This is a genomic window from Pseudomonas sp. Q12-87 (assembly GCF_001269755.1).
GTDB classification, from domain to species: domain Bacteria; phylum Pseudomonadota; class Gammaproteobacteria; order Pseudomonadales; family Pseudomonadaceae; genus Aquipseudomonas; species Aquipseudomonas fluorescens_S.
In genome coordinates this window covers 53,868-67,250 of record NZ_LHVI01000036.1, presented here as the reverse complement: position 1 = coordinate 67,250, position 13,383 = coordinate 53,868, and the positions used below count along the sequence as shown (strand labels likewise).

The window sequence follows — 13,383 nt, the reverse complement described above, 5'->3', positions numbered from 1 at the left end:
TATAATCCGCGCCCCCCTTTTTCGGCTGGCCGTTCGCGCGCTGTTTTCATGAAACTAATCGTAAAAGTCTTCCCCGAGATCACCATCAAGAGCCGCCCGGTACGGATGCGTTTCATCCGCCAGTTGGCCAAGAACATCCGTGCCGTGCTCCGAGACCTGGACCCGGCTGTGGTGGTGAACGGCGTGTGGGACAACCTCGAGCTGGAAACCCGCGTCAGCGAGCCGAAGATCCTGAAGGAAATGACCGAGCGCCTGAGCTGCATGCCGGGTATCGCGCATTTCCTGCAGGTCGATGAATATCCGCTGGGGGATTTCGATGACATTCTCGCCAAATGCATGCTGCATTATGGTGACGCCCTGGCCGGCAAGATTTTTTCGGTGCGTTGCAAGCGTGCCGGCAAACACCCGTTCAGTTCGATGGACGTGGAGAAGTACGTCGGCAGCCAGTTGCGCCGACAGTGCGGCGCCGCCGGTATTTCGCTGAAAGACCCGGAAATCGAAGTTCGCATCGAAATCCGCGACCAGCGGCTGTTCGTGATTCACAGCCAGCACGACAGCATCGGCGGATATCCGCTGGGTTCGCTGGAGCAGACCCTGGTGCTGATGTCCGGCGGCTTCGACTCCACCGTGGCGGCCTATCAGATCATGCGGCGCGGGTTGATGAGCCATTTCTGCTTCTTCAACCTCGGCGGGCGCGCCCATGAACTGGGCGTGATGGAAGTGGCGCACTTCATCTGGAAGAAGTACGGCAGCTCCCAACGCGTGTTATTTGTGAGTGTGCCATTCGAAGAAGTCCTGGGCGAGATTCTCGGCAAAGTCGATAACAGTCATATGGGCGTCATTTTGAAGCGTATGATGTTGCGCGCCGCTTCGCGAATCGCCGACCGCCTGCAGATCGATGCGCTGGTGACCGGCGAGGCGATCTCCCAGGTGTCGAGCCAGACGTTGCCGAACCTGTCGGTGATCGACTGCGTGACCGAGAAGTTGGTCTTGCGTCCACTGATCGCCAGCCACAAGCAGGACATCATCGACACGGCCATTGAAATCGGCACTGCCGATTTCGCCAGGCACATGCCCGAGTACTGCGGCGTCATCTCGGTCAACCCGAAGACGGCAGCCAAGCGCGGGCGGGTGGAGCACGAAGAGAAAGAGTTCGACATGGCGGTGCTCGAGCGTGCGCTCGAAAACGCCAGGCTGGTGCCGATCGATCGGGTCATCGACGAATTGGGCCAGGACATACAAATTGAAGAAGTCAGCGAGGCGCTGGCCGGTCAGATCATTATCGACATCCGTCACCCGGACGACGCTGAAGACGACCCGCTGAGCATCGCTGGCATCGAGGTACAAACGATGCCGTTCTATGCAGTGAACGCGCGTTTCAAGGAACTGGACCCTACTCGCCAGTACCTGTTGTATTGCGACAAAGGCGTGATGAGTCGCCTGCATGCCCACCATTTGCTCAGTGAGGGGCATGCCAATGTGCGCGTTTATCGACCGAGCTAAGTGCCCGGGGCTGTTTGCCTGTGGCCTGCGTCACCGGCCCCCCGACGCCGCCGTGAAGCTGTAACGGCTTTCGCGGACGCTACTGTTAATCGCTGCCAAGACTTGTCAGCACACCGAATCCTCTGATCGAGATACACAAGTGATCGAAAATCTACGCAACATCGCCATCATTGCTCACGTTGACCATGGTAAGACCACCCTGGTAGACAAACTCTTGCGTCAATCCGGCACCCTGGAGCGCAACGAGCTCAACGACGAGCGCGTGATGGACTCCAACGACCAGGAAAAAGAGCGTGGTATTACCATCCTGGCGAAAAACACCGCCATCAACTGGAACGGCTACCACATCAACATCGTGGACACCCCGGGCCACGCTGACTTCGGTGGTGAAGTAGAGCGCGTGATGTCGATGGTCGACTCCGTGCTGCTGCTGGTCGACGCCCAGGACGGCCCTATGCCGCAAACCCGTTTCGTGACCAAGAAGGCTTTCGAAGCCGGCCTGCGTCCGATCGTGGTCATCAACAAGGTTGACCGTCCAGGCGCACGTCCGGACTGGGTTCTGGACCAGATCTTCGACCTGTTCGACAACCTGGGTGCCACCGAAGAACAGCTGGACTTCAAAGTCGTCTACGCCTCGGCCCTGAACGGTATTGCCGGTCTGGACCACACCGCCATGGCTGAAGACATGACCCCGCTGTACCAGTCGATCGTCGACGACGTACCAGCACCGAAAGTCGACCGTGACGGCCCGTTCCAGATGCAAATCTCGGCACTGGACTACAACAGCTTCCTGGGTGTGATCGGCGTTGGCCGTATCGCCCGTGGTCGCATCAAGCCGAACACCCCGGTGGTGGCTATCGACGCCGACGGCAAGAAGCGCAACGGTCGTATCCTCAAGCTGATGGGTCACCACGGCCTGCACCGTATCGACGTTGAAGAAGCAGCGGCCGGCGACATCGTCTGCATCAGCGGCTTCGAGCAACTGTTCATCTCTGACACCCTGTGCGACCCACTGAACGTCGAAGCGATGAAGCCGTTGACCGTTGACGAGCCAACCGTTTCCATGACTTTCCAGGTCAACGACTCGCCATTCTGCGGTAAAGAAGGCAAGTTCGTGACCAGCCGTAACATCAAGGAGCGTCTGGACAAGGAGCTGCTCTACAACGTTGCCCTGCGCGTTGAAGAAGGCGACTCGGCCGACAAGTTCAAGGTTTCCGGCCGTGGTGAGCTGCACCTCTCGGTACTGATCGAAACCATGCGTCGCGAAGGCTTCGAAATGGGCGTTGGCCGTCCTGAAGTGATCATCCGCATGGTCGACGGCGTCAAGCACGAACCGTACGAAAACGTGACCATCGACCTGCCGGAAGAATCCCAGGGCGCGATCATGGAGCAAATGGGCCTGCGTAAAGGCGACCTGACCAACATGGTTCCGGATGGCAAGGGCCGTGTGCGCCTTGAGTACAACATCCCGGCCCGTGGCCTGATCGGTTTCCGTAACGAGTTCCTGACCCTGACCTCCGGTGGCGGCATCCTGACTTCGATCTTCGATCGTTACGACGTGATGAAGTCCGGCGACATGTCCGGCCGTCAGAACGGCGTGCTGGTATCGGTTGCGACCGGCAAGGCACTGACCTACTCGCTGGAAACCCTGCAAGCCCGTGGCAAGCTGTTCGTTGAACACGGCCAGGACATCTACGAAGGTCAGATCGTCGGCCTCAACAGCCGCGACAACGACCTGGGCGTGAACCCGACCAAAGGCAAGAAGCTCGACAACATGCGTGCTTCGGGCAAGGACGAAACCATCGCCCTGGTTCCGCCGGTCAAGTTCACCCTGGAGCAGGCGCTGGAGTTCGTGCAGGAAGACGAACTGTGCGAAGTGACGCCGAAGTCCATCCGTCTTCGCAAGAAGATCCTGGGCGAAAGCGAGCGTACCCGCGCTGCCAAGAAAAGCGGCAACTGAGTTTCGACTTAGTTAACGCTTGAAAAAACGCCCCCGGTCGTGAGATCGGGGGCGTTTTTTTATGCCTGGAATTTGTGCGGTGCTTGTCAGGGCCCCTTCGCGAGCAAGCCCGCTCCCACAGTGGATCTTCAGCGGACACAGATTTTGTATCCGGCATCAACCAACTGTGGGAGCGGGTTTGCTCGCGAAGGCGATGGATCAGGCGCTAAAAAAATCAGCAACAGATTAGAACTTGTCCAGCGTCCGCGGATTACGCTCGCGCTCCACTTCCTTGGGCTTGTACGCGCAATACCCCGGCCGTGGCCCCACCCGCGGGTGATTGCGGCAGGTGTCCGGGCGCTTCTCGTAAATGGTGCACAGCCGGCTCTTGCGGTCCAGATAAAGGCAGTCATTGTTGCTCATGCGCTGGAGGGTGAAGATTTCCGACTTCTGGTTATAGCGCTCGACGATGCCTTCCTTTTGCAGGCGCTTGGCGATGTTCTTTGGCGGGTCGCCCAGTTCGAACTCATCGACGATGCCGATCCGGATCAGGTCCTTGATCTTGACCTCCACCGGCAGCGTGCAGCAGCTCGACACGCAGGAACCGCACATCGGGGCGGAGTACTTGGCCCAGGTATCGAGTCGGTCGATCTCCGCGGCGGCGATCAGGTTGGGCTTCATCATCAAGGTGTACCAGCGTGCATCAGGGCGCGCGATCATACCGGGACTGGTGAAATTTTGAACGACCTTCCGCCGGTTTTTTTCTCGTTACGGCAAAATCCTGCGGGAGCGGCACGGCCCCTGCATTCATTCGCTCAAGCGGCAATTGCCTGGCGGCGATTCCCCGTTACCTGTGCAAATCCACCGAACCAAGAGGCTGTACCGTCTGTCAGACCGACTAGGCTCAGACAATTCCATGCTCGTTCGAGGTCTCACCAATGACTCAAGAACCACTTGTTCGCGAAGCTGAAGTTGCGGCATTTCGCGACGCCGTGTTGACCAAACTCACTTATGCCGTCGGCAAGGACCCCGATCATGCGTTTGATCACGATTGGTTCGAAGCCATTGCTCTCGCCGCCCGCGACCACATGGTCGAACACTGGATGGATCACACGCGACAGATCTATCGCAAGGGTCAGAAGCGGGTGTATTACCTTTCCCTGGAATTTCTTATCGGGCGCCTGCTCTATGACAGCCTGAGCAACCTCGGCCTGCTGGACACCGCCCGCGAAGCCTTGACCGAGCTGGGCGTGGACCTGGAGCGCATTCGCCTGCTGGAGCCGGATGCGGCGTTGGGCAACGGCGGCCTCGGCCGCTTGGCGGCGTGCTTCATGGAGAGCATGTCCACCCTGGGTATCGCCGGCCATGGCTACGGCATTCGTTACGAGCATGGCTTGTTCCGCCAGGCCATCGTCGACGGCTGGCAGCAGGAACAAACCGAGCATTGGCTGGACTTCGGCAACCCGTGGGAGTTCGAGCGGCCGGAGGTGGTCTACCCGATCGGCTTTGGCGGTAGCGTCGAAACCGTGACCGATGAGGCCGGCAAGACCCGGCAAGTCTGGTCCCCGGCCGAAACCGTGCGGGCCATTGCCTATGACACCCCAGTGGTGGGCTGGCGTGGTGCCAGCGTCAACACCCTGCGCTTGTGGCGTGCCCGGGCCGTGGAAGACCTGCACCTGGAGCGATTCAACGCCGGCGACCACTTGGGCGCGGTGGCCGAAGTCGCTCGTGCCGAAAGTATTTCCCGCGTGCTATACCCGGCCGACAGCACCGAAGCTGGCCAGGAACTGCGCCTGCGCCAGGAATATTTCTTCGTCGCCGCCTCGTTGCAAGACCTGCTGCGCCGCCATCGCAACATGCACACCTCGGTGCTGACCCTGGGCGACCACGCAGCAATCCAGCTCAACGACACGCACCCGTCGATTGCCGTGGCCGAGCTGATGCGTCAATTGGTGGACGTTTACGACGTGGCGTGGGACGCCGCCTGGCAGATCACCCAGGACACGCTGTCCTACACCAACCACACGCTGCTGCCCGAAGCGCTGGAAACCTGGCCGGTAGGATTGATGGAGCGCATGTTGCCCCGGCACATGCAGATCATTTACCTGATCAACGCCCAGCACATCGATTCGCTGCGGGCCAAGGGCGTGCATGATTTCGACGTGCTGCGCTCGGTGTCGCTGATCGAAGAAGACAACGGGCGTCGGGTGCGTATGGGTAACCTGGCGTTCCTCGGCTCCCACAGCGTCAACGGTGTGTCCGGGCTGCACACCCAACTGATGCGCAGCACGGTGTTCTCCGAGCTGCACAAACTCTATCCGGAGCGGATCAACAACAAGACCAACGGCATCACCTTCCGCCGCTGGTTGTTCCAGGCCAACGCCGAACTGACGTCAATGATGGTCGATGCCCTCGGCCCGAGCGTGCTCGACAACCCCGAGGAGCGCCTGATCGAGCTGGAGCCGTTCGCCGACAAACCGGCGTTCCGCAAACAGTTCGCCGAACAGCGGCTGCACAGCAAGAAAGCCCTGGCCTACCTGATCCATGAGCGTCTGGGCATCGCGGTGAACCCGGCGGCGATGTTCGACGTACAGGTCAAGCGGATCCACGAATACAAACGCCAACTGCTCAACCTGTTGCACACCGTGGCGCTGTACCAGGCGATTCGCGCCGAGCCGGAAGTGGACTGGGTGCCGCGGGTGAAGATCTTCGCCGGCAAGGCCGCTGCCAGCTATCACCAGGCCAAGCTGATCATCAAGCTGACCAACGACATCGCCCGCGTGGTGAACAACGACCCGACCGTGCGTGGCTTGCTCAAAGTGGTGTTCCTGCCCAACTACAACGTTAGCCTGGCCGAGAGCATCATCCCGGCAGCGGACTTGTCGGAGCAAATCTCCACCGCTGGTTTCGAAGCGTCGGGTACCAGCAACATGAAGTTTGGCCTCAACGGTGCGCTGACTATCGGCACCATGGACGGCGCCAACGTCGAGATGCACGACCGGGTGGGCGGAGAGCACATGTTCATCTTCGGCCTGACCGCCGAGCAGGTCGAGGCCCGCAAGCGCAACGGTGAATTCAGCGCCGCACCGGACATTGCCGCCTCCCATCGCTTGAGCGACGTGTTGCAAGCGATTCGCGGCGGTGTGTTTTCGCCGGACGATCCGATGCGCTATACCGGGCTGGTGGACTCGCTGGTGGACTATGACCGGTTCCTGGTTTGCGCCGACTTCGACTCGTACTGGAGCGCCCAGGCCAAGGTCGAAGAGCGCTGGCACGACTCCAAGCAATGGTGGCGTTCGGCGGTGCTCAACACTGCGCGCATGGGCTGGTTCTCTTCGGACCGGACCATTCGTGAATACGCCACCGACATCTGGAAGGCCCTGGAGTAGCCTTTGCTGCAAGAAATGTGAGCGAAGCCCAACGGCGGTTGGGCTTCGTCGATATACTAAGCGCCAGTTTCGCCGGGGGGTGTGGCCGGACTCAGTACTGGAGAAGTCAATAAACCAAATGTGGGAGCGGGCTTGCCCGCGAATGCGATGTGTCATTTAAAGTTTCGGCGATTGACACACCGTATTCGCGAGCAAGCCCGCTCCCACAAGGGTTGTGCTCTTCCACTAAGCTGAGCCAGGCACTAGCCCGGTCATGCCCGCAACGGGCCGCTTAGGGATATCGACCATGCAATGGATCTTGATGCTGTTGGGCCTGGCACTCGGCTGGGTGGTGGACGAGTCGTTCGCCGATGCGCTGATAGGCGCATTGGTGGGGCTTGGCATCGCCCAGGCGTATCGGCTGGGGCGTCTTGGGGCCCAGTTCGCCAAACAACAGGATTTGTTGCAAGGAGCTCAGCGTAGCTTGATCACGCTCGAGGCGCGCCTGCTGGTCCTCGAACGCGCAGCGGTCCCTGGCTCGAGTGAGCCTGTGTCGCGACCCGTCGCGGCCCGGGCCACCAGCCCCGAAGCGCCAGCCAAGCCTGCACAAGAGGCGGAGCCTGAGCCAGCGCTGCTTTGGGAATTGCCGCCCGAGCTTGAACCTGCGCCTGCGATGGCCACCCAAGCCAGCCAGCCGTTGCCCGACGATATCTGGACCCCTGCGCCCGCGACCTCCAGGCCCGCCGCCCGTGAATTCGGCCCTGCGCCCGTTAAACCGCAAGTCTTGGAACCAGCGGCGCCCCGTGGCCCGAACCTGCTCGACCGCGCCATGTTGGGTGCGCGCAACTGGCTGTTCGGCGGCAACACCGTGCTGCGAGTCGGCGTGGTGTTGTTGTTCCTCGGCCTGGCGTTCCTGCTGCGTTATGCCACCGAAGGCATGGTGGTGCCGATCGAGCTGCGTTACGCCGGCGTTGCGGCCTGCGCGCTGGGCCTGCTGGGTCTGGGCTGGTGGTTGCGCCAGCGCAAGAATGACTACGCGTTGATGCTGCAAGGCACGGGCATCGCGGTGTTGTACCTGACGGTATTCGCCGCCATGCGCCTGCACCCGCTGCTCGATTCAAAAGCTGCCCTGGGCTTGCTGGTCGCCGTCACGGTGTTCTCGGCGATCCTGGCGGTCACCCAAAACGCCCTGGGCTTGGCGGCGGCCGCGGCGCTGGGCGGGTTCGCCGCACCGATCCTGACCTCCACCGGCAGCGGTAATCACGTCGCGCTGTTCAGCTATTTCATCCTGCTCAATGCCGGCATCCTCGCCATCGCCTGGTTCAAGGCCTGGCGCTTGCTCAACCTGATTGGCTTCATCGGCACCTTCGGCATCGGTTTCGCCTGGGGCCTGCGCTCCTACGCGCCGCAACTCCTTTGGAGCACCGAGCCGTTCCTGGTCCTGTTTTTCCTGATGTACCTGGCGATTGGCTTGTTGTTCACGCGCCGCAAACTGTTGGAAATGAACGACGCACCCGAAGACGGCAGTCGCGACGCCGTGCTGCGCTGGTCGGCGCGCAAGGGCGATTACGTGGACGGCACGATGCTGTTCGGCCCGCCGCTGGTGGGCTTCGGGTTGCAGTTCGCGCTGGTGCAGCATCTGGAATTTGCCGCCGCCTTCAGCGCCCTGGCCCTGGGCATGATCTACATGGGCCTGGCCCGTGTGCTGATGGGTGGCCGCGCCTTGCTGCTGGCCGAAACCTGCCTGGCCCTGGGGGTGATTTTTTCCAGCCTGGCGATCCCCTTGGGGCTCGATGCCCGTTGGACCGCAGCGGCCTGGGCCGTTGAGGGCGCGGGGATCTTCTGGCTGGGCCTTCGCCAGCAACGGCCTCTGGCGCGAGCCTTTGCCTTGCTCTTGCAACTGGGCTCGGCGCTGGCCTTCCTCAGCGAATTGCGCTCCGGCGAAAGCAGCCTGCTCGACGGCTCACCGTTGGGGGCATTGATGCTCGGCGGCGCCTTGTTGTTCACCTTCTTCCAACTGCGCAAGGCGTCGCCTGAACAAGCGGCGGCTTGGGAGCGCCGAGGCCAGCCGGTGCTGGCCGTGTTGGGGCTGGGTTTCCTCTATCTACTGGCCCCGATGTTTTTCTTCACCCACGGCACCGCCATTGCCTGGGCCTTGGCTGGGCTGGTGACTTTGTTTGTCGGCCTGCGCCTGCAATCGCGGACCTTCCTGTTTACCGCGTTCGCGGTGCAACTGTTGGGCGGCGCGTTGTTCCTGCTGCGCCTGCAAGGCGCCGAGGGAGACTCGGCTGCGGTGTTCAGCGCCGGCTGGAGCGGCTTGCTCAGTGCCTCGCTGATCGGCCTGGCGCTGATCGGCGGCATGCTGTTGGCGGCGCGCGACGACATGGTGCGCAACGATGCTCGATTGCTGCGCGGTTTGTCCGTGGTGTTGCTGGCGGGGCTGGTGCTGATCAACCTCGCTGTGCTGTTCGTCCTGCCTTGGCAAACAGCCAGCGGTGTGTGGGCGGCCAGCGGTTTGCTGATCATCTGGCTGAGCCTGTACCTGAAACAGCGCATGAGCTTCATGTTCGGCCTGTTGCTGCAATTGTTGGGCGGCGCAGCGTTCCTTACCGCCGGACCGGCCCTGTTGGGGCCGCTCAATGCCGAAGGTCTGCGGCCCCTGGCCCATGGCGGATTCTGGACGCCGCTGGTGCTGGGGCTGGCGGCGCTGGTGGGCGCATGGCGACTGCAGCGCGGCCATTCGGCGACGGTATTCGATGCCTTGAACCTGCAACGCTTGTCCCAGTTGCTGTTGGTCTGGGGCGGCGGTTGGTGGGCGCTGGCGTGGGTCAGTGAAGTGCTGCGCTTTGCCCCGGCGAACCTGCAGGGCAGCTTGCTGCTGCTGGTCGCGGCGATCAGCGTGGCGCTGTGGACGGTCCTGTCCCTGCGGTTGAAATGGCCGGCGATGGGGCTGCTGTGCACCCTGTTGATCCCGGCGGCGGGCTGCGTGCTGGTGGCGACGGGGCACAGCCACTATCACCCGGCCGCGAATTTCGGCTGGCTGGCCTGGTTGGCGGTATTTGCCGTGCATTTCCTCTCTCTCAAGCGCCTGGCGCCAACGCTGCCCACCCAGGCGCGCAGTACGGCTCACGTACTCGGTTGCTGGTTGCTGATGGCGGTATTGATGCTGGAGTTGCGTTACGGCCTGCTGTTGCTGTCTGAGCAGTACAACGCTTGGCGCTGGCTGGCCTGGGCGATCCTGCCAGGCCTTTATCTGGTGCTGATGGCCGCGCCGCGTAGTTTGCCGTGGCCGGTTTCGGCACAACCAAGGGAATATCGCGTCTATGCGGCGGCGCCCATGGCGCTGTTGATGCTCGGTTGGTTCTGGCTGACCAACACCTTCAGTGATGGCAACTCAGAGCCACTGCCTTACGTGCCGTTGCTCAATCCTTTGGAGCTGGGCCTGCTGTTCGCCTTGTTCGGTATCTATGTGTGGGCTCGCAACGCCGTGGAGCAATCGACGAACCGTTGGAATCGTGTCGGGCACATCGCCCAGTTGATCGCCGGTGTGTCGCTGTTCGCGTTCTTCACCGCGCTGGTGATGCGCACTGCCCACCAGTGGATGGGGGTGCCATACGAGCTGGACGCGTTGCTCGAGTCGATGTTCGTGCAGGCCGGGCTGTCCATCGTCTGGACGCTGATAGCCCTGGGCCTGATGATTGGCGGGCATCTGCGGCACCGCCGTGAGGTGTGGCTGGTTGGCGCGGCGCTGATCGCCGTGGTCGTGGCGAAGCTGTTCTTTGTCGAATTGAGCAACCGTGGCGGTCTGGCGCGGATCGTGTCGTTTATCGGCGTAGGTGTATTGCTGCTGGTGGTGGGCTACTTCGCGCCGCTGCCGCCCAAGCGCCCAGAAACGGCCGTCCCGGCCGAACCGCCAATGCCTGTCAGTGAGGGAGTGTCATCTTGAGTCGTATGTTGAGTCGCATCGGGCTGGGAGTGGTCGGGTTGTGGGTGACAATGACGGCTACGGCCCAGGAGCAGCCGGCGGATTTCACCCATCAGGTGCCGTTGTCCTTGAGCGGCGAGGGGCCGTGGTATCGCCTGCCATTGCCGCTGGACGTTCAGTTGCAAGCGCGGCAGACCGACCTGAGCGACTTGCGGGTTTTCAACGCCGCTGGGCAGGCCCAGGCCTACGCCTTGGTTCGCGAGTCGGCCCAGAGCCGGGAAAACCGTACCCTTACAAACGTGAAGTGGTTTCCGTTGTACAACGCCGCCGATGACAACGAGCGCGCCCCCAGCGTCCGGGTGCAATCGAATGCCAATGGCACCTTGGTGGAAGTCCAGCCCTCCAGCCGGCTCGAGGCGGGGGAGGAAGAGTTGCGTGGCTGGTTGCTGGACGCCAGCGCGATCAAGGCACCGTTGCAGCAATTGGTCCTGGACTGGACCAGCGAACGCGACGGCTTCCAGCGCTTCACCATCGAGGCCAGCGACGACTTGCAACACTGGCAGTCGTGGGGCGAAGGACAGGTGGCGCGCTTGACCTTCGCCGACGAGCGGGTCGAACAGCATGAGGTGGAGCTGCCAGGGCAATCGGCGCGTTATCTGCGGTTGTTGTGGGATTCTCCGGCCTCCGCGCCGGTGCTGACTTCGGCCCAGTTGCACAGCGCCAGCCGCGAAAGCCTGCCGTTGCCGTTGGTCTGGTCGCAGCCGTTGGCGGGCAGTACGGTGAAGGGGGGTGAATACGCCTGGCAGTTGCCCATGGGCCTGAATATCGAGCAGGTGCAAGTCGAGTTGAGCCAGGCCAACAGCCTCGCGCCGGTGACCCTGGCCGGACGCCGTGAAAGCAGCCTTCCCTGGCAGCCGATGGGCAGTGGCTTGCTGTATCGCCTGACCCAGAACGGCCAAGACGTGCTGCAAAACCAGTTGCAGTTGTCCGGCCAGACCGTCCAGCAATTGAAGCTCACGGTAGACGAGCGTGGCGGCGGCCTCGGTGCCGAAGCCCCAGCCCTGCGCTTTGCCGTGCGTCCGACCCAGGTGGTGTTCCTGGCGCGCGGCGAAGGGCCTTTCAGCCTCGCCTTGGGCAGTGCAACGGTGAAAGCGGCGAGCTTGCCGCTGACAACCCTGGTGCCCGACTACAAACCGTCGCGCCTGGCGACGCTGGGCACGGCGACGGTGAGCGGCACGGCCACTTCGACACCGGCGACGGCAGCCGTAACCACGCCTGCCACGGTGGATACCAACTGGAAGAAGATCGGTTTGTGGGCCGTGCTGCTGCTCAGCGTGCTGTTTCTTGCGGCAATGGCGTTCAGCTTGCTGCGCAAGCCGCCGGTCAAATCCTAAGTTCGGGACAATAGACAAACCGAGTCGTCTCTTTCGCGAGCAAGCCCGCTCCCACAGAAACCCGCATTCCAATGTGGGAGCGGGCTTGCTCGCGAAAGCGGTCCGCCGACCACCTAAAATCCACAGGCGAACCGCCACCCCGTGAACTCAATCCTCCATTCCCCGTCTCATAGGAGGAATTAAGTCCCGACTCGCGCTAAACTGCGCTGGTTTTTCCGCCCCCTATTCTTCGGAGCCGTCCATGTCCCGCGTTACCTTGAGTCGCTATTTGATTGAGCAGACCCGTAGCAACAACACCCCTGCCGATCTGCGCTTTCTGATCGAAGTGGTGGCGCGTGCATGCAAGGAGATCAGCCACGCCGTATCCAAAGGCGCATTGGGTGGCGTCCTGGGCAGCATGGGCACCGAGAACGTGCAGGGCGAAGTGCAGAAGAAGCTCGACGTGCTTTCCAACGAAATCCTGCTCGAAGCCAACGAATGGGGCGGTCACCTGGCCGGCATGGCGTCCGAGGAAATGGACAACGCGTACCAGATCCCAGGCAAATACCCTAAAGGTGCCTACCTGCTGGTATTCGACCCATTGGACGGTTCGTCGAACATCGACATCAACGCGCCGGTCGGCACCATCTTCTCGGTACTGCGTTGCCCGAACGAATACCTGAGCCAGAACGAAGCCTTGAATGAAAAGGCCTTTTTGCAGCCAGGCACCGAGCAGGTCGCTGCCGGTTACGCCATCTACGGCCCTCAAACCATGCTGGTGTTGACCTTGGGCCACGGCGTCAAGGGTTTTACCCTGGACCGCGAAATGGGCAGCTTCGTATTGACCCACGAAGACATCACCATTCCTGAAACCACTCAGGAATTCGCCATCAACATGTCCAACCAGCGTCACTGGGAAGCTCCGGTAAAACGCTACGTCGAAGAATTGCTGGCGGGCGAAGAAGGTCCGCTGAAGAAGAACTACAACATGCGCTGGGTTGCGGCGATGGTTGCCGATGTGCACCGTATCCTGACCCGTGGTGGGTTGTTCATGTACCCACGCGACAGCCGCGAGCCATCCAAGCCAGGCAAGCTGCGCCTGATGTACGAAGCCAACCCGATGTCGTTCCTGGTTGAACAGGCCGGCGGTGCTTCCACCGACGGTCACCAGCGCATCCTCGACATCCAGCCCGAAGGCCTGCACCAGCGTGTCGCCGTGTTCCTCGGCTCGAAGGAAGAAGTGGCACGCGCAACGGCTTACCACAAGGAATAAAT

Annotated in this window: 7 protein-coding genes; 6 read left to right on the top strand and 1 reads right to left on the bottom strand. The window is 61.7% G+C overall.

Annotated elements, in window-relative coordinates; genetic code table 11:
* Window positions 1-48 precede the first annotated feature (48 nt).
* Complete coding sequence (gene thiI / locus AD663_RS26195; RefSeq protein ID WP_053214787.1) at window positions 49-1,503, top strand: tRNA uracil 4-sulfurtransferase ThiI; 1,455 nt, start codon at window positions 49-51, stop codon at window positions 1,501-1,503.
* A gap of 139 nt (window positions 1,504-1,642) precedes the next feature.
* Complete coding sequence (gene typA / locus AD663_RS26190; protein ID WP_003186725.1) at window positions 1,643-3,463, top strand: translational GTPase TypA; 1,821 nt, start codon at window positions 1,643-1,645, stop codon at window positions 3,461-3,463.
* Window positions 3,464-3,688: 225 nt separating this feature from the next.
* Here the strand turns inward: typA and AD663_RS26185 are convergent, their stop codons facing one another.
* The gene (locus AD663_RS26185) at window positions 3,689-4,126 is read right to left on the bottom strand and encodes a YkgJ family cysteine cluster protein (RefSeq protein WP_003196865.1); all 438 of its coding nucleotides are present in this window, start codon (window positions 4,124-4,126) and stop codon (window positions 3,689-3,691) included.
* A 254-nt stretch (window positions 4,127-4,380) separates the two neighbouring features.
* Between AD663_RS26185 and AD663_RS26180 the strand changes: the two genes are divergently transcribed.
* The 4 genes from AD663_RS26180 (at window position 4,381) to AD663_RS26165 (ending at window position 13,381) form a co-directional block, all read left to right on the top strand.
* Window positions 4,381-6,831, top strand: a complete 2,451-nt coding sequence (locus tag AD663_RS26180) for a glycogen/starch/alpha-glucan phosphorylase (protein WP_003186723.1) — start codon at window positions 4,381-4,383, stop codon at window positions 6,829-6,831.
* A gap of 286 nt (window positions 6,832-7,117) precedes the next feature.
* The gene (locus tag AD663_RS26175) at window positions 7,118-10,756 is read left to right on the top strand and encodes a DUF2339 domain-containing protein (protein ID WP_053214786.1); all 3,639 of its coding nucleotides are present in this window, start codon (window positions 7,118-7,120) and stop codon (window positions 10,754-10,756) included.
* Window positions 10,757-10,761: 5 nt separating this feature from the next.
* Window positions 10,762-12,129 (top strand): DUF3999 domain-containing protein, encoded by a 1,368-nt coding sequence (locus tag AD663_RS26170; RefSeq protein ID WP_003186721.1) that lies wholly within the window; start codon window positions 10,762-10,764, stop codon window positions 12,127-12,129.
* A 241-nt stretch (window positions 12,130-12,370) separates the two neighbouring features.
* The gene (locus AD663_RS26165) at window positions 12,371-13,381 is read left to right on the top strand and encodes a class 1 fructose-bisphosphatase (RefSeq protein ID WP_003186720.1); all 1,011 of its coding nucleotides are present in this window, start codon (window positions 12,371-12,373) and stop codon (window positions 13,379-13,381) included.
* Window positions 13,382-13,383 lie beyond the last annotated feature (2 nt).

What these genes read in the sequence shown, in the direction of transcription:
- AD663_RS26165 (WP_003186720.1), top strand. Translation starts at nt 12,371, where the DNA reads ATGTCCCGCGTTACCTTGAGTCGCTATTTGATTGAGCAGACCCGTAGC.
- AD663_RS26175 (WP_053214786.1), top strand. Translation starts at nt 7,118, where the DNA reads ATGCAATGGATCTTGATGCTGTTGGGCCTGGCACTCGGCTGGGTGGTG.
- AD663_RS26170 (WP_003186721.1), top strand. Translation starts at nt 10,762, where the DNA reads ATGTTGAGTCGCATCGGGCTGGGAGTGGTCGGGTTGTGGGTGACAATG.
- thiI (WP_053214787.1), top strand. Translation starts at nt 49, where the DNA reads ATGAAACTAATCGTAAAAGTCTTCCCCGAGATCACCATCAAGAGCCGC.
- AD663_RS26185 (WP_003196865.1), bottom strand. Translation starts at nt 4,126, where the DNA reads ATGATGAAGCCCAACCTGATCGCCGCCGCGGAGATCGACCGACTCGAT.
- AD663_RS26180 (WP_003186723.1), top strand. Translation starts at nt 4,381, where the DNA reads ATGACTCAAGAACCACTTGTTCGCGAAGCTGAAGTTGCGGCATTTCGC.